This is a genomic window from Sphingobacterium sp. UBA6645, from assembly GCF_002455685.1.
Taxonomy (GTDB): Bacteria; Bacteroidota; Bacteroidia; order Sphingobacteriales; family Sphingobacteriaceae; genus Sphingobacterium; species Sphingobacterium hotanense.
Window position 1 is genome coordinate 1 of sequence record NZ_DKLH01000020.1, and the last position, 18,520, is coordinate 18,520.

The following is an 18,520-nucleotide window of genomic DNA, read 5'->3' on the forward strand; positions in this document are numbered from 1 at the left end:
TTTCAACCCTTAATTCGCATTGTTACGCTGTTTTTCTTTTTTTATCTTCAGCTGTCGTGTCTTGTACAGGCCCAAAAAAAACAGTTTCAGGTTTTTCCTCTTGCTTTTTATAATTTGGAAAACTTATTTGATGCCATCGCCGACACGTCGGGTAATGACGCAGAGTTTACACCGATGGGCCCGTTGCAGTGGACGGAGGAAAAGTATGCTAAGAAAATAAGGCGACTGGGACAGGTGTTATCCCAATTGGGCAGACAGTACAGTCCGTCGGGACCAGTTCTCATTGGAGTCTGCGAAGTCGAAAACCAACAAGTTTTAAAAGATTTAGTTGCCGATCCGGGCATTCGTGACAATAAGTATCAAATTGTACATTTTGATTCTCCAGACCGTAGGGGGATCGATGTAGGCTTGCTTTACGATGCTAGACAGTTTGAGCTAATAGAGTCAAAGGCAATTCCCTTTAGGATGCCTGAAAACGCTGATTATGTCACAAGAGATATCCTGTTGGTAAAAGGACGATTATCGAACGAGATAATCTATATCTATGTAAACCACTGGCCTTCTCGTTTTACCGCAGACTCATGGAAGCTTAGAGGACATGCTGCAAACATTTTAAAAACGAGTATCGATTCGATCCAACGCGTTGATAGGGATGCTAAGATTGTCATTATGGGCGATTTTAATGATGATCCAGTCGATAAGAGCTTAACTAAAGTGTTGGAAGCTCAAGTAAAGAAAGATCATGTTGCACCGGGTGGATTGTTTAATACGATGTACGGCTATTATCAACGTGGTATTGGAACCTTGGGGTATTTAGGTAAATGGAATTTATTTGATCAATTGATTATATCGTCGGCATTGCTCGATGCGGATCGAGGCGCTTTAAAATTTTGGAAATCTGAAATCTTTAATCCCGACTTTTTAATCAGCAAGGAAGGTCGTTATAAGGGTTATCCCTTTCGCACGTTTTCAGGTAATATGTTTCAAAATGGTTATTCTGACCATTTCCCTGTTCTTACTTACCTAATTAAGGAAATAATCAATTGACGAATTTGATAAATACGAGCATGTTTAAAATTTGGTTATATCGACTATTTGCAGTTTTCATTTTAGCTGTATTAATTTCTTGTAAGAAGGAGCCTCATGAGATTATAGCAGAACGGACCATCTTGCTTTACATGGCTGCAAACAATAATCTCGCAGGAAATGCTTATGACAACATAAATCAAATGGAAGAAGGTTTTCGGAATATTGATGGCGCGTTAATCGTCTATGCGAAGATTTTTGGTCAATCTCCTCGTATATATCGCATTAGTTATGATAATTCCCGTGAAATAAAGAGTGCTGTTCTGAAAAGCTATCCAGACCATGATTCTTCCGATCCAAAAATTATGAAAATGGTGATGGATGATATGCAGAAATTAGCCCCGGCGAAGTCTTATGGATTGGTGCTTTGGTCGCATGCATCGAACTGGTTGCCGGGGACTTCGAAACTGAAAACACGGTCCTTTGGCGATGACGATGGTAGGACAATGGATATCAAGGCGCTGAAAAGCGCATTGCCAACTAATTTAGATTTTCTTGTTTTTGATGCTTGTTCAATGGCATCGGTAGAGGTTCTGTATGAACTGAAAGATATAACGCCACTCGTTTTAGCTTCTCCGACAGAGATAATCAACACCGGAATGCCCTACCATCAAGTTTTGAACGGTTTGTTTCACGACAATATACCTTCTGGGCTAAGGGAAGTAGCTATAGCCACCTATGAGTATTATAATGAAAAGGACGGCATCTTGCGTTCTGCAACATTTTCCCTCATTGACATGAAACAATTAGAAATGTTAGCAGAAACCACAAAGCTTTTGATATCAGAGATGAATGTTAAGAGGGTTCGTCGAGATGGTATTCAGCGATTAGATTTAGACCGAACGTCGCCAATTTCTGCATTTGATTTTCTAGATTTTGGACAGCGACACTTGAGTTTCGAAGCTGCCAAAAAATTAGAGGAAGCGATTGATAAAGTCGTTCTCTTTAAGATTTATACGACCCATTTTTTGGGTGTTCCGTTAAAGAAGTTTTCGGGGTTATCATGTTATATTCCGGATCAACATCAATATAACTATTCGCGTTATTATAAATCTTTAAATTGGACGAAGAAGTCGGGGTTTAATCAATTATTTTGGTGGGAAAGATAAAAAGCCATCATGGTTACTTTGAAACAGCAAGAAGAAAAGTTATTGATAGACTGTGAAAATAGACAGGTTCATAAAAAATAGAAGGGGGCTTTGAGTGCCCCCTCTTAATTATTTGATGTCTAGAACAATCCCATTTGTCCCGAATCATCAATCTGAATATCGTCTGGATTGGTTATCTCTAACGAAATATCAGATGCGTCATTCTTTTCTGTATTTTCAGCCGGACCTTCAACATTTTCAGTAGAGCGAACCTCCGTCGCTTCTTCTTTTATAGGTTCCGTAGTAGTCGAAAGGTCCTTTTCTTCACTCAACAATTTAATTTTTTTTACTGTATGGAACGACAGCCTATTTCCTTGAGCTTTCATACCTTTCACATCAACGATTTCATTTAAAGGCTGATCGATATGCTCTTTTGTCTGTGATTTACCCTTAAGTATATCCAAAGAAACCATCGGCTCATCGTTGTTGGTAAGAAGAATGAGCTTACTGTCTTCGCCTATAAACTTCATACGTTTTCCAACTGGCAAGTCATCAAAATTAAAACGTTTCACGTAATAGGTTCCTTTGCTATCTTGGTGGATAGCTGTATAAATTTGTTGTGGATGGAACTTCTCCATTCGCGTCATTTTATCATCGAAGTGATTGCTAAGGTCAAAGTTTGAAAGCTCATAACTTCCATCACTCATGGTCAACAATATCTTATCATCACCATCGAACTCGCCTAAATAACGTCCTCTTTCATCTGCATTTAGACGTTTTAGTACATCGTCATACCAGATTTTGCGTCCAGTAAGAGTGGAAACTCCGGCACTTTTGAACAACACTTTCTTAACGGGATACTTGCTTACAATATTTCCTTGGGACGCTCTACCTTTAATTGCGATTTCAGCAAAATCCATATCAAAAGTCAGCTTACGAAGTTTTGAATGCGGTTTTAATTGGATGTTTACTACCTCAGCTTCACCATTAGAATTCGCTGTAAAATATAGGATTTTAGAGCCCTTCGTCGCTTTGCCGATATCATAATCTTTATCACGTGTCACACCTGTTACGGCGAATCGTTTGATATAACTAGTTCCAGTACCACCATCCTTGTATATCACGTTATAAACGGTGCGATCATCACCTTTTTTGAATACCGCCACGTGTATAATATCTTTTCCGACGAAGACCTTATCTTGAACTTTGACAACAGAATATTTTCCATCTGCACGGAACACGATGATATCGTCGATATCAGAACAATCGCCCACAAGCTCGTCTTTCTTCATGTTCGTTCCTATGAAACCTTCTTCACGGTTGACATATAGTTTAGCATTGGCTAATGCCACCTGCGTAGCTTCTACACGATCGAAAACACGTAGTTCAGTTTTGCGCCCGCGATCTTTCCCATACTTGCCACGAATATATTCGAACCATTCAATGGTGTATTCTGTCAGGTTTCTTAAATTCTTACGAACTTCCTTGATGTCGTCTTCAAGAGATTTCATTTGTTCGTCAGCCTTCTTAACGTCAAATCTGGTAATACTGCTCATCGGCTTATCGATCAAACGTTTATAGTCTTCTGGCTCAATTGCTCGATAGAACTGCGGGAAGAAAGGTTCGAAAAGGCGGTTCAAAACGGTGACCACAGTGTCGAAATCTCCAGCATTCTCATAGTCTGGATGCTTGTACATCCCTTCCTGAATGAAAATCTTTAAAAGCGAGCTAAAGAAGATTTTTTCCTGTAGCTCATGCAAACGGATTTCTAACTCCTGTTTTATGAGACTTTTTGTTTGCTTTGTATTTTCGATCAAGATATCATTGACACTCATAAAGAGCGGCTTGTTATTCTTGATTACGCAGGTGTTTGGAGAGATGGAGCTTTCACAGCCTGTAAATGCATAAAGTGCATCAATGGTTACATCTGGAGAGATTCCAGGTGCTAGATGAACCATAATCTCAACCGTTCCGGCTGTATTATCTTCAATCTTTTTTATTTTGATCTTTCCCTTTTCGTTTGCAGTTACAATACTGTCGATCAAACTTCCGGTGGTTGTTCCGTAAGGTATTTCGGTAATGGCAAGGGTTTTCTTATCACGCTCTTCAATCTTCGCTCTCACACGGATCTTGCCTCCACGTCTTCCTTCATTATAGCCTGATACATCGGCGAGACCTCCGGTAGGGAAGTCAGGATAAATAGACGGACGTTCGCCCCGTAAAACTTGTATAGAGCCTTCAATCAATTCATTGAAGTTATGCGGCATAATTTTCGTTGCAAGACCTACGGCAATTCCTTCCGCACCCTGTGCAAGTAGAAGAGGGAATTTGACAGGAAGTGTTACTGGCTCTTTATTACGACCGTCATAGCTCAATTGCCAATCTGTAGTATCCGGATTGAAGACAACTTCGTTTGCAAATTTGGATAATCGTCCTTCGATATAACGAGGTGCAGCAGCGGAGTCACCGGTAATAGGGTCTCCCCAGTTACCCTGGCAATCAATCAACAGATCCTTTTGCCCAATTTGTACCATGGCATCTCCGATAGAAGCATCCCCATGGGGGTGGTATTTCATGGTGTTCCCGATGACGTTTGCAGCCTTATTATACCGTCCATCATCCATTTCCTTTAGGGAATGCAGAATGCGTCGTTGAACAGGTTTAAAGCCGTCATTGATATGTGGCACTGCACGATCTAAAATAACATACGATGCATAATCTAGGAACCAATTTTCATATAAACCAGAAAGGGCAACGGTGCTGCTTTGTTGGTCTGGGTTCTGGGTCGATTCGTTATTGTCGTCTATGTTGTTGATTTCGTCACTCATTTACTAATCCGTCAATTTTAATGCTGTTAGTGATATGCTCACAAACCTTGTAAAAATACAAAAATGATTTTACTTCTAAGCATGGAGCAATACCGTTGAAGGTTCTATATTGATTATAACGAGGAGCACGTACGAACGTTTTGGAGTTTATCAAGTAGAAATATATAGCAACATGTCTTTAGACAATATGAGGCTTCATGTTAGCATACATTCCGACTTGAAAGTGCTTTATACTTTGCTGAAACTTGCCCTTTGTAGGTCTACTGAGGATATTTGCTCTTCTTTAACGAGTTCTTGAAAAACATCCCAATAATTGCATGCCATCAGCTTCCAACTATAATGTGCCTTTGAATAAGTCTGATAACTCCTTTTTAAGTCGTTAAAGGCGGTTGGATCTTCGAGCAGTTGGAGGATCATAGTTCTCCACGCCTCTTTATCTGCAGAAGGAAGGAGAATACCGTTTTTCCGATCATGAATTGCATCGGTAATTCCCTCGGTCGCAGACGCAAGTACCAAAGTTCCAGCTAATGATGCTTCCAAACAGACTAAGCCAAATCCCTCCATATCACCAGGCACATGAATGTTCGGCATGAGAAAAGCCGTACTATTCGCGAGTAGGGCTTGCAAATCATGAAATGGCACTTTTCCTAGGTGCACGACCTTTGACGCTATTTCAGGATCTTTCAACAATTGTCGTATTTGCACTTCGTCGGATGGATAGCCGAGAAATAGTGTAAACAAATGATATAACTTTCTTGGCAGCAGCCTTAGCAATTTCTCCGTCCACTTTGGTTCTGCGTTAAAGGGACCAACCATCAGCAATTGAAAGTCTTTTGATAAATCTCGTACAACCTGATTCAGCAACCATGAAAAGCCCTTTCTTTTGACTGGACGACCTAATGTGATTAGATAATTGGGTTTTGATTGAAGGATAGGATATTTTATTTGTAGATGTTCCAGTTTCATCTCGCATTGATCTGCAATTTGATGATCTACGCCATTGGCGATGATCCTTATCTTATCCTCCGAGATACCTCGATATACGGCTTCTTTTGCAGTTGCATGACTTACGGTGATAAGTAAATCGTACCTGTTGAACTGGGGAATAATTTTTTGTTGAAAATATCGCAACGGGAAAACGACATCTAAACCATGCAGGGTGACGACTCTTTTGATATGCTCATATCCTTTATGAAATAGTGCCAGAGAGGCGATCAATCCATCGTTAAAATGAATAACTTGTATCCCCGGATTTTCCTTAAGCATTTGAAGAATTTTTCGATTCAGCTCCAAAAAGAATGTAATCAGATTCTGCTCTCCTTTTTTGTAAACTAATAAATGCACCTTCGTGTGCTTCGCAACGCCCTGAATAAGTTCGTAGCTTTGCTTTTCCATACCTCCAGTCGCTGGAGGGTATTTATGGCTAACGAAGAGGATTTCAGGTTTGAGCAATTGCATATCGTTGAATTTGTTGTGAGAACTGGAATTATTGACTATCGAGCATTTTTATGTCTGATGTTGACTTCGCGGCACTCTGAACATCCTTTTTGATAAAAAAATATAGCATGAAGCCAATTCCTATCCAAACAATCTGCCTAGCTCTTCGCAGTATAGAAACTGTGATCCACACAGCTGCGGAACTTATACCCATCAAAGTCAACATAAGTTTGTTCCCAAGTTCTTCCACCCCAAGTTGTCCTGGAATGAATGCTCCAAAGCTCTTGAACACAATAACGCTCATATCAAGCAATAGCCCATCCATGATACGTATGTCAAACCCCAAGAAAATGAGGATTAGATAGAATTCTAAACTTCCAATGATCCAATGGATTGCTGCAAGAAAATAAGAATACCAGAACATTTTTCTGTCGTTCTTATAAAAGATCCGTATGTCTATAATCAAGTTTTGAATTCGATTTTTTAGTTTTCGAATAAAGGATGCATCCGCTGAACTTTGCCGTCTTTCTAGGTTGTGGGTCTTTGAAATCCAAATAATAAACAGGACTTGAACGAGTAAGAGCAAAAATATGAGCGCGGCAAACCCAAATCCCCAGCTGGAAATCCATGCGAGATGCTTATTATTAAGCACCAGGAATAGACAGGCTATAAGAAACAGAAGTATTTGTGAAAGCACTGCTGTTATTCGAGAAGCTGCAACAGAACTTAATGCTTTGGCGTTGTCTATTTGATAAGGCTGAAGAAGTTTGGCTTTTAGGATATCGCCTCCAACGACACTAGTCGGATTGAATTGTCCAACAGTTTCACCGATTTGTCGTACAGAGAATAATTGAAATAGCGATATTTTCTTCCTTTCTTCTCCCAAGCAAACATGCCAAGACCATGTGCCGAAAAAATAGGCTACATAAGTGACTATCAATAAATAAATAAATTTGAAACCAACCGAACGTAAGGCTTGTTTGGTATTTTCGATATCCGTATTTACGAGGAAGATGATGATAAAGCTGACGACAATGCATAGGACTAACAGCTTGACCCAATTTCGGTTCACTAGCTTGCTGCCCATATTATATCGTTCGATGAATGTCCAGCCAAGCTATCTATTTCGGAGAAATAGATGTCTGCAAGACTGTTCCAATCTAACCGTTTAACATATTGAAGTCCAGCGTCCGCCATCTCGTGATGTAGAATTTTATTGTTGAGTATTTTGTGTAAGTAATGCACATATTCCTTCGCATTATTTGGCGTGCATTTGAATCCCGTTCTACCATGATCCACTAGACTTCCACTTCCTCCACCGTTAGCAATTACAGAAGGCAAGCCGGAAGCCATTGCTTCAATAACAACATTTCCGTAGGTTTCTGAGGTAGAAGTAAACACAAATGCATCCGACGAAGCATATAACATTGAAAGCTCCTCATGTGATAATTTTCCTAAGAAAAGGGCGTGCGGCATATGTTCCATTGCATCATTCTTTGCTGCGCCATCACCTGCCACGACGAGATTATAAGGCATGCCTTCGTGTTCTAAGTGACGGTATATGGCAATCAAAGTCTCAATGTTTTTTTCCCAAACCAAACGACTTGCAAAAAGAATAGTTGGTTTATTGTTTCGTGTCAAACGCTGTAAATAAGCAGTGTTTTTCTTTGCAGGACTGAAAAGTTCACAATCGATGCCCCTTTGCCATATCGATAATCTTTCCTGTTCGATTCCAAGCTGATGAAGCTCCTGCATTATATTGACGGTAGGAACATATACTCGCTGGCAATTGTTGTAGAACCGTTGCATCGTTTTCTTCATCCATTGTTCTGTAGGACGAATCAAGGCGTTTAAGTTTCGAAGGTAATAAGCAATATAGGATATGAAATGCGTGTGGTAGATGCTGATAACAGGGATATTTCTTCTTCTCGCATATTTCAATGCAAAAAAGCCAAGCATGGAAGGCGTAGCGATATGAATAACATCTGGTTGAAATTTATCTAAAGCTTGTTCAATCTTATTTTTTGCGAGCTGCGGTACTGCGATAGAGTAATCATCGTTTATCGGAATTCTGAGTGTTGGCACTTTAAGACTTTTGAAATTTCGGAACTCCTCCGGACCAACCCCATAGACGAAAAAGTAGGAATATGAAAACTGATCGATCCGATTAATCAGCTGAAACATAGTTCTTGCGGCACCATCGAAATCTTCAATAAGCATTTCTGAGAAAAAAGCAACCTTTTTCATATCGTAGTGTTTAAAGGGTTCTGATAAAGGTAAGAGCCTCATATTTAGTCTTTGAGAAGAATTCATTAAGGAATTATAAAGATGATGTTGCCGGGATGTTATGAGTTAATCTTTTCCTTTATTTCAATAAACAAATGTTTAATCTTAAGTAAAGGAATAGGTTACAATGCCCTTCTAATTTTGTAATAGAGCAAAGTTTAGATACATATGCTAATCAATCTTCCTTATCCACGAAAAAGTAGAGCTCGGAATTTCAGGTTGCTTGGTTTACTCACCTTACTTTTTTGCAGCCTCAGTTTCATACTCAGCTTTAAACCTAACAAGAATTCCCAGCAGCTTGTCGCCGTCCCTACTGCAGATCTTAGTGAAGCAATGTCTGGAGAGCTAAAGGTCCTGACCTACAATGTTGCGGGTCTGCCCCAAATCATATCTTCGGCGAAAACACCACGAGCAAGCAGTATACGAAGTATAGGGCAGCGTATTAATCATTTCGATATTGTGAATGTGCAAGAGGATTTTAACTATAATGAATTTCTGTATGCCGACAATTCGCATCCATACCGTACGGAGGCTATGGGAACAATTCCCTTTAGTGACGGACTTAGCACGTTGTCTAAATATCCTATCGTTGCGATCGAACGCGTAGCGTGGAAGGACTGCAGTGGCGCCGATTGTTTGACCCCCAAAGGATTTAGTTATACACGTATGGAGCTAAGTAAAGGCGTGTTCTTGGACGTCTATAACATACATGCCACAGCCCAGGATAACAAAGATGCAATTGTTGCGAGAAAGCAGAATCTTCTTCAATTTGCCGCTTATGTGAAGCAGCATTCCGATGGGGAGGCTGTACTGATTATGGGAGACTTCAACGCCCATTATACTTTTTCTGAGGATAATATCCGTGATTTCAAGAAAGAAACGGGAATGATAGATGGTTGGGTTGAAGTTAGGAATAGGGGAGAAATACCAGAAGTTGTGTCAGGATTTAAGGCACGATTAGCTTTGGATATTGATGAAGCCTGTGAGAGTATTGATAAGATATACTTTCGGGGCAGTTCAAAACTAAGTATGATTCCAAAAGGCTATCGGGTAGAAAAGGAACTCTTTCAAACTAAGGAGGGAGCAGCGCTTTCAGACCATTGCGCCATATCGATGGCTTTACGATGGGAGATTATAGAAAAGCAAGAAGAGTCTTCAACGCGCGAAGTGTCGCTACTCAATGCTGCGAGAGAACAAACATATGCTGACGCCAAATTATAGATAAATGACTGTACTATTAATTATTGTAGGTTTAGTAATCGCTTTCTTGTTTGTTTTTAACAACTTAAAGAACAAACTCATATCGGTCGATTTTCCTCACGAAAAACAAGAAGAGGATGCTTCGGTAATCAAGGGGGAATTTAGTGTCCTTACATATAATATAGCCGGATTACCTCAAGGAATCTCTGCCGCCAAAACCATCAGAAAAGAAGCTATCGCTGAGATTGGAGAAAAAATAAAGTCCTTTGACATCGTGAATGTGCAAGAAGACTTTAATTATAATAATTCGTTTTATTCACGCAATGAACACGAATATAAGACCAATCATAAAGGTAAAATACCGATTGGAGACGGTTTAAATACGTTATCCCATTTTCCCATTTTATCCTATCATCGCATCCCATGGCGCCATTGTTCTGGTCCCGATTGTTGGACAGTCAAAGGCTTTAGTTTTACACAAATTCAGTTGGCACCGGGAATTATTGTTGATGTTTATAATGTTCATGCAAACTCTAGTGATGTCGCTCGTGCAACGAGAGCACGCCGAGAGAATTTTAGGCAGCTTGCGAAATACATCAACGAACACTCTGAAGGAAAACCGTTGATAGTAATGGGCGACTTTAATGCACATTATGCATACAAACGTGATAACCTCTATGAATTTATTGAGTCGACGGGTTTGACCGATGGATGGGTGAATTTCCTACGGAAGAACGTATTCCCAGAAATCATTCCGAAATTTGTTGCACAGCATATGCTTTCGCTGAACAATGACACAGAAAGTCTAGACAAGATTTTCTTTCGAGATAGCGAGCATCTGAAATTCCTGCCTAAGGATTATCAGGTCGAAAATGTCTTGTTTACCAATTCAAACAATCAGGCATTATCGGATCATTTAGCTGTCTCTATGCAATTCGATTGGGAATGGAGCATGGAACGTTCTGTTCCTGCACATGAGTCTAAACCACTAATTGAGCAAAAGGTATTGGCAACAGCCTAACGATTTCTAAGCAGCTATACATAAAAAAGGGCCATCCGGTTTGGATAGCCCTGTTTATTTTCGTTGTTTGCTTAGTCGATATATTCAAAACCAACGTAAGGAACTAATACCTCAGGAATCTTTATTCCCTTTTCTGTTTGATTATTTTCCAATAGCGTTGCAACGATACGCGGCAGTGCTAATGCAGAACCATTCAGCGTATGTGCGAGTTGCGTTTTGCCTTCATCATTCTTGAAACGAACTTTTAAGCGATTCGCTTGATAGGTTTCAAAGTTAGATACGGAAGAAACTTCCAACCATCTTTTCTGTGCGGCACTGTAAGTTTCCATATCATAAGTCATAGCCGATGTAAAGCTCATGTCACCGCCACAAAGACGTAACACACGATACGGAAGCCCCAATTTCTGCAATAATGATTGAACATATGTGCTCATTTCCTCTAAAGTAGTGTATGATTGTTCAGGATGAACAATTTGTACTAACTCTACCTTGTCAAATTGATGAAGACGATTCAAACCACGTACATGGGCTCCATATGAACCCGCTTCACGACGAAAACATGGCGTATAACCACAATGTTTTATCGGAAAATCCTCCGCTTTTACAATTGTATCTCTATAAATATTCGTAATAGGCACTTCCGCTGTAGGAATTAAATAAAGATCATCATTTACCACATGGTACATTTGACCTTCTTTATCTGGTAACTGACCGGTAGCATATGCTGACGCTTCGTTCACCACAATCGGCACTTGAACTTCGCGGTATCCCATTTTGGCGGCTTCATCTAAGAAGAAGTTGATTAATCCTCGTTGCAATCTTGCCCCTTTCCCTTTATAAACAGGGAAACCAGCGCCTGTAACTTTGGTTCCAAGTTCGAAATCAATGATGTCATATTTTGCAGCAAGCTCCCAATGCGGTAATGCATCCTCGGCAAGCGCAGGTTTATCACCATTTTCTAATACAACCTCATTCTCCTCAGGAGTAATTCCTTTTGGAACTAAGGTGTGAGGTAGATTTGGAAGTTGAATTAATTTGTTATGTAGCTCGATTTCAACTCGTTCCAGCTCTTGTGTATATTCTTTTAATTGTTCCTTATATGATGCAGATTGCGATTTGATAGCTTCAGCTTCTTCTTTTTTGCCCTGACGCATTAGATCTCCAATCTGTTTTGCCGACGAATTAGCTTCCGCAGCAATAGAGTCAGACTGGTTTTGGATATTACGACGTTGTTCATCCAATGCTATGATCTGGTCTACCAAATCAGCGTCGTTGAAATTCTTAATAGCAAGTCTTTCAACTACCTTATCCCTGTTTTCACGGATGTAATTTAATTGCAACATATAACTTTACTTTTGTTAAAATAAAGCACAAAGATAAGAAGACCTAGGTAATTAATGAAGTCGAAATTGCGGCATGACATTTTTAGAATCCTAGCAATTTTGTATCATTGCAACATGAAAAAGCTGTTCGCTCTATTGTTGTTTATTAGCTTAACCCAATTGCTATGGCAAAATGCGTGGGCTCAGCAGTCTAATATTGTAGATTTTGATGTTAAAGAAAATTTATCCCAAAACGGAAAACTCGCAATTATCGCCGTGGATAGTTTGGATAAGACGAATAACAATATACAAGGAAGCTATAAATTCACCATCAACGGTTTCCAACAAGATCTTCAATTCAATGACGGCGTCGCTGTAACGGCAAACCCCATAGAATCATCTACTTTCGTGTTTTTTAAACACAATAGTCCTGCAAAAGAAATCGGCAAATTGTATTTTTTGCGTGTTACAGAAAAGGGTATCAGTCCTTTTAAGATTTCAGGGTTCCTGCTTATCGCACTTCCGCTACTGATCTTATTTATTGCCTACAAGTTTAAGCGCTTCCTAGTAACGCTTTTGATTCTTGCGGCAATCTACTTGTACCTTAATTACAGTAAAGGTTTAGACGTGAAACAACTGATTGAGAGTAGTATTATGGGGCTTAAAGATTTGATCTAGAACGGCATTCCCACTCCGAAATTATATTGCAAAAAGTTATAGCGGTCGGGCTTATGAGCGTCATAATAGACCTGTTTGAATTCACTTGCATTAAATAACCTGCGGATTACCCACTGTTCCTTTCCCTTAAATTGGGGATCCTTTACTTTCAAGCCAGCATCTAAACGAATAATAAAGTAATCCATATCTACTCGTAGACCAAAACCCGTTCCTATGGCTATTTGGGATAGGAATTTGTTGAATTTAAATTCACCATCCAGATTAATCGTGTTTTCTCGAAGGTTCCAGATGTTACCGGCATCAACGAACGTGGCTCCATTTAACTTCGCACCAAAGAAATTATTCAATAATCTGAATCGATATTCTGCATTGCTTTCGATTTTAATCTCTCCCAATTGATCCAGATTTCTTAAGTTAACCCTCAGTTCTTCGCGTACCACTTCTCGATTATAGCCTCCAGGGCCTAAAGTTCTTGCCTGCCATGCTCGAATTCCATTCATACCCCCGGCAAAGAAACTCTTTTCAAAAATCATTAATCTCGAATTATTACCGTAAGGAACAGCGACTCCAGAGTTGAATCGAAATACGAACTGCTTATTTCCTCCAAGAAATTTATACCATCTGTAATCAACTTCACCCTTGATATATTGAAGGAATGGAACCCCGAAAATTAATTTTTCTCCACTTTCGTTCTGTTTGAAATTGACAACATTTCCAAGCAATCCCAGTAAGTTCCCGGAGATATCCACACCTCCACGGAAATAATTGAAGGTTTCTTTGCGTGTCAATTTCGGAGAATTGAAGGTATAAGCATATTGAGCTCCTAATCCGAAATATTGTCGGTGATTACTTTCTACATATAATTGATAGCCCTCTTCCAGTAATTGCTGTCTAAAGGCATCATTCAGTCGCCCATCTCTATACTCAATCACCACTGGTGTCAAACTGTGTAAGCTATTGCTTGATTGATACCACATGTAATTCAAACTGTTTATCCAGTATCGATTCGCATAAGTTTGATCTTGGAAGAATAGTTGTAAGCTCGAAGAGAATGTCGTTCTTGGAATTCCGTATCGTCCGACACTACGAACGCCAAATGGAGTTAATAGCCTCGGAAAAGAAAGGTTAACACCAAATTGTAGATCGTTGTTGAATATCTTATCAGTCAGATTGCCTGGCAACCGTGTATCAAAGAGCACCCCATAGCGTAGTTTCACCTCAATGGTTTCCGATCCGCCGAAAACGTTGCGGTGGGAGAACGTGTTCCCAATATTAAATCCGCTCATCCCAGAGGAGAATGTAAATTCCCCTTCAATCTGATTGCTCATTGCAGAGCGAGGAATTAAGTTATAATAGACATCTAATTTCGAAGAGTCTTTTTTCTCATAATTGATCTTTACCGATCTAAACCCGTTAGTCTCATATAAACGATCATAGGAGAGTTCCTCATTATCGCTATTGTAGATTTGTCCGCTACGAAGATAGGCGTAGCGAGCCAGCGGTCTTAACTTGAAGCGTTCCGTTTCATCAGTGAAACTAATTTGGGTTAGTGTGTCGAATTCGGCGGTCTCATTGCGCTTCAACCCCTCTTCCGGCGCTTCAATACGAAAATGGACTTCATTGATCGTGTAAATCTGATGTTGCGTTGAATCCGAAGGATCGCTGATTTGCAATTTTATATTGGTACTGAATGATTTGCCTAACGTGTCAAGCCCAACGCGCATATATTGTCGTAGATAGTCGTAATAACCATTCTCTCGCATTTGCGTATACATGTTTTCGCGTTCAGCATAGAAATCTGCAGCATCATATTGCTTACCTTTCTGAATGCTCGATTTCGGCACGACTTTGCTCTCATATAATTCGCGAACTTTCGGGTCATTTACAGTTCGGGCAATATCATTTACCAAATAGGGGGTACCTAAGACTGCATTAAAATCAATATGTGCTTTTTTCTTGTTGATCGTTATGGAAGGCGTTACGGAAGCATTGAAATAACCTTTTGTCTGCAGATAACGTTGAATCTGGTTAGCAGAAAGTTCAACCATAGCAGAGTCGAGGATGCGCGGTGCTTCACCGACATTCTTTATTTTTTCAGTTTTATAACGTCCGTCTCTGGTGTTGAACAGGTTATAAATCGTGAGATAGAGCGGAGAATTTGGTCTGATTTCATTGGCGATATACATCTGCGTATTTTCTTTCAGCTCTGGAGTAACTCCGTTAATATCGATATCAGTGACCAAGGCTTGTTGATCTTCGAGGTACTTTGCAGAACGACAGGAAGCAAAAAATAGCAACAAAAATGTTATACTTGCAAAAAATAAAATTCTTCGTTTTTTAGTCATTCACCCTATGTTGTCAAAAGCACAAATCAGTCTAATTGCATCATTACAGCATAAAAAATTCCGAAATCAACAGCAGATGTTTGTTGTAGAAGGAATAAAATCAGTCTTAGAGTTTGTACACTCTAATTACAAGATACAAAAAATCTATGCTACAGCAGATGCTCTTGCAAAATTGGGTAAAATCCCTCAAAATATAAAACTCGAAGAGCTGAATGATACCGAATTAGGCAGGATTAGTCAATTGAAGAATCCGCAGGGCGCTTTAGCATTGGTTCAATTGCCAAATGATGCTGAACTGGATGCAAAAGCCTTGGAAACTAAACATAGCCTTGTGTTAGACGATGTTCAAGATCCAGGAAATCTAGGTACGATAATTCGTACTGCAGAATGGTTCGGTATTGAACATATCATCTGTTCCATCGGAACGGTAGACTGTTATAACCCTAAAGTAGTACAAGCGACCATGGGCTCGCTGTCCCGTGTTAAAATCTATTATGTAGATATTGAACAATTCCTTCAAGAATCATCGCTTCCTGTATTTGGCGCTTTGCTTGATGGCGCATCTATCTATGAAACGAACTTTTCTGATGCGGGATTGATTCTTATGGGAAATGAGGGCAATGGTATTCGAAAAAGCTTGTTAAGCCGAATCGACCATGCCGTTACAATACCACGAATCGGTAAAGCAGAATCCTTAAATGTAGCGATCGCAACAACGCTTTTTTGTTCAGAAGTCGCTAGGCAAGGATTTTTGAAACGATAATAAAAATGGAAGTCCCCGAAGATCAAAAATTATATACCCTCCAATTTGGCTTGCTTTGTTTAAGCTCTCTGCTGTTTTCAGCGAGCTTTAATATGATCATTCCTGAACTCCCAGCCTATTTATCATCATTGGGAGGCGCGGAGCATAAAGGCCTTATCATTTCATTATTTACACTGACGGCTGGGATTTCACGACCCTTTTCGGGACGATTAACCGACAAATGGGGACGAGTGCCTGTGATGGCAATCGGCTCAATTGTCTGTGTTTTGTGTGGGTTCTTTTATCCCATCCTAACAAGTATATCCGGCTTTTTTCTCTTACGATTAGTCCACGGATTTTCTACAGGATTTAAACCGACAGCGACTTCGGCCTATATTGCAGACATAATCCCTTCTACCCGTTGGGGCGAGGCACTTGGGATGCATGGATTATGCTTTAGCATAGGAGGCGCAATCGGACCGGCAATCGGATCTTATATCGCGATGGATTACGGTTTAAACAGCATGTTTTATGCATCTTCGGCGTTCGCATTCTTTTCGATCATTATCGTTATGAATATGAAAGAAACATTGAATACACGGCAGCGCTTTTCGCCTAAGATGCTCAAGATATCCAGAAGAGATATTATCGAGGTCCGTGTAATTCCCGCGGCAATCGTGACTATGTTGTCATATACCGCATATGGAGTAATACTTACCTTGATTCCCGATTGGAGCGATCATCTCGGCATTGCGAATAAGGGAATGTTCTTTCTAGCTTATACGCTAGCGTCCATTGCTGTTCGATTTGTGTCAGGAAAGGTTGCTGATCGATACGGAAGAATAGCAGTGATGAAAGTGGGCTTAGTCATTATCACGATTTCTATTTTTTACATAGGTTATAGCGATAACATCTTAAATTTAGTTATCGGGGCATGTTTATATGGTATAGGTACAGGAATCTTTTCACCAGCAGTAAATGCTTGGACCATTGATCTCTCCCTTCCACAATATCGCGGTAAGGCTATGGCGACCATGTATATCGCGCTCGAGGCCGGAATCGGAGCTGGCGCATTATTTGCAGGTTACATTTTTCATGACCATATAACGCGAATACCTTATATCATGTATGCTGATGCCATCATCGTGTTCTTGGCCTTCGCGTATGTACTTTACTGGGACAAAAAACGTAAAAACACATTGATTAACTAATAAAACTTTATGGAAAACAGCTCGCCGAAGAGACCTTATTCGTTTGAACTTGCAGCCTCACTATTTGCCACTGTCCTGATTATAGGACTGATGTATGTGACACAAGGGGTGCTATTGCCTTTGCTTTTTGCGATATTATTAGCGATTTCTCTTTTTCCGTTGGCTCGATTTTTCGAGAGACTACGATTAGGAAAAGCTTTCTCTTCGATATTAGCGGTTATAGTCGCGATAGCGATTATTTCCGGGCTGATTTGGTTCATCGTGCATGAAAGTATCATTATCGGAAAAGATGCTAGCGCAATTACAGATAAAGTATTATCAGTATTAGAGCGCGGGCAAGAGTGGATAGAGAAGCAGTTTGGCATTCAACGCTCTGAAGTGATGGAACAGCTGCGTGACCAAGGAAATAAGGCATTGGAAAATGCCGGAGGCATGGTTACCGGCATGTTTGGTTCTATCGGTAATATGCTGGCAAGCGCTATTCTAGTTCCTTTGTATGTATTTTTTCTATTGTATTATAGAGATTTCTTCCGTGAATTTTTCTTCAAAGCATTCCGTAAATCACCTCAACATAAGGTAAATGAGGTCTTGAATAAAATATACGAGGTTGTACAAAGCTATCTAGTAGGCTTGGTTACAGTAATGGGGATTGTCGCGGTGCTGAATACAGGAGGTTTGATGCTTATGGGCATCGACTATGCTTGGTTTTTCGGGTCGCTTGCCTCGCTCTTAATGCTCCTGCCTTATATCGGAATTGCTATAGGATCTATACTTCCCGCACTGTTTGCTCTTGCTGTAAAAGATAATGCATGGTATGCCGTAGGAGTGGTTGCTTGGTTTCAGGTCGTTCAATTCTTGGAAGGTAACATCATCACCCCGAATATCGTGGGAAGTAAGGTTAGTATTAATCCATTAATGGCGATTATCGGTATTTTACTTGGAGGTATGTTATTCGGGCTAGCGGGTTTAATCCTGGCTTTACCATTTATAGCAACCTTAAAAGTAATCTTCGACGCTTCCCCTGGCATGTCGGCGGTTGGATTTCTAATTGGTGAGCCCGAGAAGATGCACCTCAAACGGAACTCAACGCAAGAATTGCTGATGAAATGGGGTATCGTTCGGCTTCCAAAAAACAAGAAAAAAGTTGAAATGGACGTGCAGGTGAAGACCGACGAAAAAACAAATGAGCCGAAGACGGAGATTTCCTATAAAGAAGTAAACGAATCTGAAGAGTTACCATTAGATAAAGACGGTCAAACAGAAGAAAAATAACGGT

At 40.1% G+C, this 18,520-nt stretch carries 14 protein-coding genes; 8 read left to right on the top strand and 6 right to left on the bottom strand.

The features are described from left to right. Positions 1 to 51: 51 nt before the first annotated feature. Both B2400_RS03365 and B2400_RS03370 read left to right on the top strand, forming a co-directional pair. Entirely contained in the window at positions 52 to 1,047 is a 996-nt protein-coding gene (locus B2400_RS03365) for an endonuclease/exonuclease/phosphatase family protein (RefSeq protein ID WP_293930840.1), read from the top strand. A gap of 20 nt (positions 1,048 to 1,067) precedes the next feature. Continuing rightward, positions 1,068 to 2,195: a clostripain-related cysteine peptidase gene (locus B2400_RS03370; protein WP_293930788.1), complete on the top strand. Its 1,128-nt coding sequence runs from the start codon at positions 1,068 to 1,070 to the stop codon at positions 2,193 to 2,195. A gap of 119 nt (positions 2,196 to 2,314) precedes the next feature. On the opposite strand, the gene B2400_RS03375 is transcribed toward B2400_RS03370, so the two are convergent. From B2400_RS03375 to B2400_RS03390, 4 genes are all read right to left on the bottom strand, one after another. Then, entirely contained in the window at positions 2,315 to 5,002 is a 2,688-nt protein-coding gene (locus tag B2400_RS03375; RefSeq protein WP_293930790.1) for a DNA gyrase/topoisomerase IV subunit A, read from the bottom strand. 228 nt (positions 5,003 to 5,230) lie between these two features. After that, the gene (locus tag B2400_RS03380) at positions 5,231 to 6,460 is read right to left on the bottom strand and encodes a glycosyltransferase family 4 protein (RefSeq protein ID WP_293930793.1); all 1,230 of its coding nucleotides are present in this window, start codon (positions 6,458 to 6,460) and stop codon (positions 5,231 to 5,233) included. A gap of 28 nt (positions 6,461 to 6,488) precedes the next feature. Continuing rightward, the gene (locus tag B2400_RS03385) at positions 6,489 to 7,526 is read right to left on the bottom strand and encodes a lysylphosphatidylglycerol synthase transmembrane domain-containing protein (RefSeq protein WP_293930796.1); all 1,038 of its coding nucleotides are present in this window, start codon (positions 7,524 to 7,526) and stop codon (positions 6,489 to 6,491) included. Beyond that, positions 7,511 to 8,686 (bottom strand): glycosyltransferase family 4 protein, encoded by a 1,176-nt coding sequence (locus tag B2400_RS03390; RefSeq protein ID WP_293930799.1) that lies wholly within the window; start codon positions 8,684 to 8,686, stop codon positions 7,511 to 7,513. Before B2400_RS03390 ends, B2400_RS03385 begins: the two co-directional genes overlap by 16 nt. 372 nt (positions 8,687 to 9,058) lie before the next feature. On the opposite strand from B2400_RS03390, the gene B2400_RS03395 reads away from it, so the two are divergent. Then, entirely contained in the window at positions 9,059 to 9,946 is an 888-nt protein-coding gene (locus B2400_RS03395) for an endonuclease/exonuclease/phosphatase family protein (protein ID WP_293930802.1), read from the top strand. Positions 9,947 to 9,950: 4 nt separating this feature from the next. After that, positions 9,951 to 10,946, top strand: coding sequence for an endonuclease/exonuclease/phosphatase family protein (locus tag B2400_RS03400; protein ID WP_260041628.1), 996 nt, complete (start codon positions 9,951 to 9,953; stop codon positions 10,944 to 10,946). Between the two features lie 71 nt (positions 10,947 to 11,017). Here B2400_RS03400 and serS read toward each other — a convergent pair whose 3' ends face one another. Continuing rightward, entirely contained in the window at positions 11,018 to 12,289 is a 1,272-nt protein-coding gene (gene serS, locus B2400_RS03405) for a serine--tRNA ligase (protein WP_293930806.1), read from the bottom strand. Positions 12,290 to 12,403: 114 nt separating this feature from the next. On the opposite strand from serS, the gene B2400_RS03410 reads away from it, so the two are divergent. Then, complete coding sequence (locus tag B2400_RS03410; RefSeq protein ID WP_293930809.1) at positions 12,404 to 12,946, top strand: hypothetical protein; 543 nt, start codon at positions 12,404 to 12,406, stop codon at positions 12,944 to 12,946. Here the strand turns inward: B2400_RS03410 and B2400_RS03415 are convergent. After that, positions 12,943 to 15,246, bottom strand: coding sequence for a BamA/TamA family outer membrane protein (locus B2400_RS03415; RefSeq protein WP_293930811.1), 2,304 nt, complete (start codon positions 15,244 to 15,246; stop codon positions 12,943 to 12,945). The two genes, B2400_RS03410 and B2400_RS03415, sit on opposite strands and share 4 nt — an antisense overlap. Before the next feature lie 52 nt (positions 15,247 to 15,298). Here B2400_RS03415 and B2400_RS03420 point away from each other — a divergent pair, with 52 nt between their 5' ends. The 3 genes from B2400_RS03420 to B2400_RS03430 are packed head-to-tail and all read left to right on the top strand — an operon-like array spanning position 15,299 to position 18,516. After that, the gene (locus B2400_RS03420; protein WP_293930814.1) at positions 15,299 to 16,054 is read left to right on the top strand and encodes a TrmH family RNA methyltransferase; all 756 of its coding nucleotides are present in this window, start codon (positions 15,299 to 15,301) and stop codon (positions 16,052 to 16,054) included. 5 nt (positions 16,055 to 16,059) lie between these two features. After that, a complete protein-coding gene (locus tag B2400_RS03425) occupies positions 16,060 to 17,244 on the top strand; it encodes an MFS transporter (RefSeq protein ID WP_293930816.1) in 1,185 nt (394 codons plus the stop codon). Between the two features lie 9 nt (positions 17,245 to 17,253). Further along, on the top strand, positions 17,254 to 18,516 hold the full coding sequence (locus B2400_RS03430; protein ID WP_293930819.1) for an AI-2E family transporter: 1,263 nt from the start codon (positions 17,254 to 17,256) through the stop codon (positions 18,514 to 18,516). The last annotated feature ends 4 nt before the right edge of the window (positions 18,517 to 18,520 follow it).

What these genes read in the sequence shown, in the direction of transcription:
- B2400_RS03370 (WP_293930788.1), top strand. Translation starts at nt 1,068, where the DNA reads ATGTTTAAAATTTGGTTATATCGACTATTTGCAGTTTTCATTTTAGCT.
- B2400_RS03375 (WP_293930790.1), bottom strand. Translation starts at nt 5,002, where the DNA reads ATGAGTGACGAAATCAACAACATAGACGACAATAACGAATCGACCCAG.
- B2400_RS03380 (WP_293930793.1), bottom strand. Translation starts at nt 6,460, where the DNA reads ATGCAATTGCTCAAACCTGAAATCCTCTTCGTTAGCCATAAATACCCT.
- B2400_RS03385 (WP_293930796.1), bottom strand. Translation starts at nt 7,526, where the DNA reads ATGGGCAGCAAGCTAGTGAACCGAAATTGGGTCAAGCTGTTAGTCCTA.
- B2400_RS03390 (WP_293930799.1), bottom strand. Translation starts at nt 8,686, where the DNA reads ATGAAAAAGGTTGCTTTTTTCTCAGAAATGCTTATTGAAGATTTCGAT.
- B2400_RS03395 (WP_293930802.1), top strand. Translation starts at nt 9,059, where the DNA reads ATGTCTGGAGAGCTAAAGGTCCTGACCTACAATGTTGCGGGTCTGCCC.
- B2400_RS03400 (WP_260041628.1), top strand. Translation starts at nt 9,951, where the DNA reads ATGACTGTACTATTAATTATTGTAGGTTTAGTAATCGCTTTCTTGTTT.
- serS (WP_293930806.1), bottom strand. Translation starts at nt 12,289, where the DNA reads ATGTTGCAATTAAATTACATCCGTGAAAACAGGGATAAGGTAGTTGAA.
- B2400_RS03410 (WP_293930809.1), top strand. Translation starts at nt 12,404, where the DNA reads ATGAAAAAGCTGTTCGCTCTATTGTTGTTTATTAGCTTAACCCAATTG.
- B2400_RS03420 (WP_293930814.1), top strand. Translation starts at nt 15,299, where the DNA reads ATGTTGTCAAAAGCACAAATCAGTCTAATTGCATCATTACAGCATAAA.
- B2400_RS03425 (WP_293930816.1), top strand. Translation starts at nt 16,060, where the DNA reads ATGGAAGTCCCCGAAGATCAAAAATTATATACCCTCCAATTTGGCTTG.
- B2400_RS03430 (WP_293930819.1), top strand. Translation starts at nt 17,254, where the DNA reads ATGGAAAACAGCTCGCCGAAGAGACCTTATTCGTTTGAACTTGCAGCC.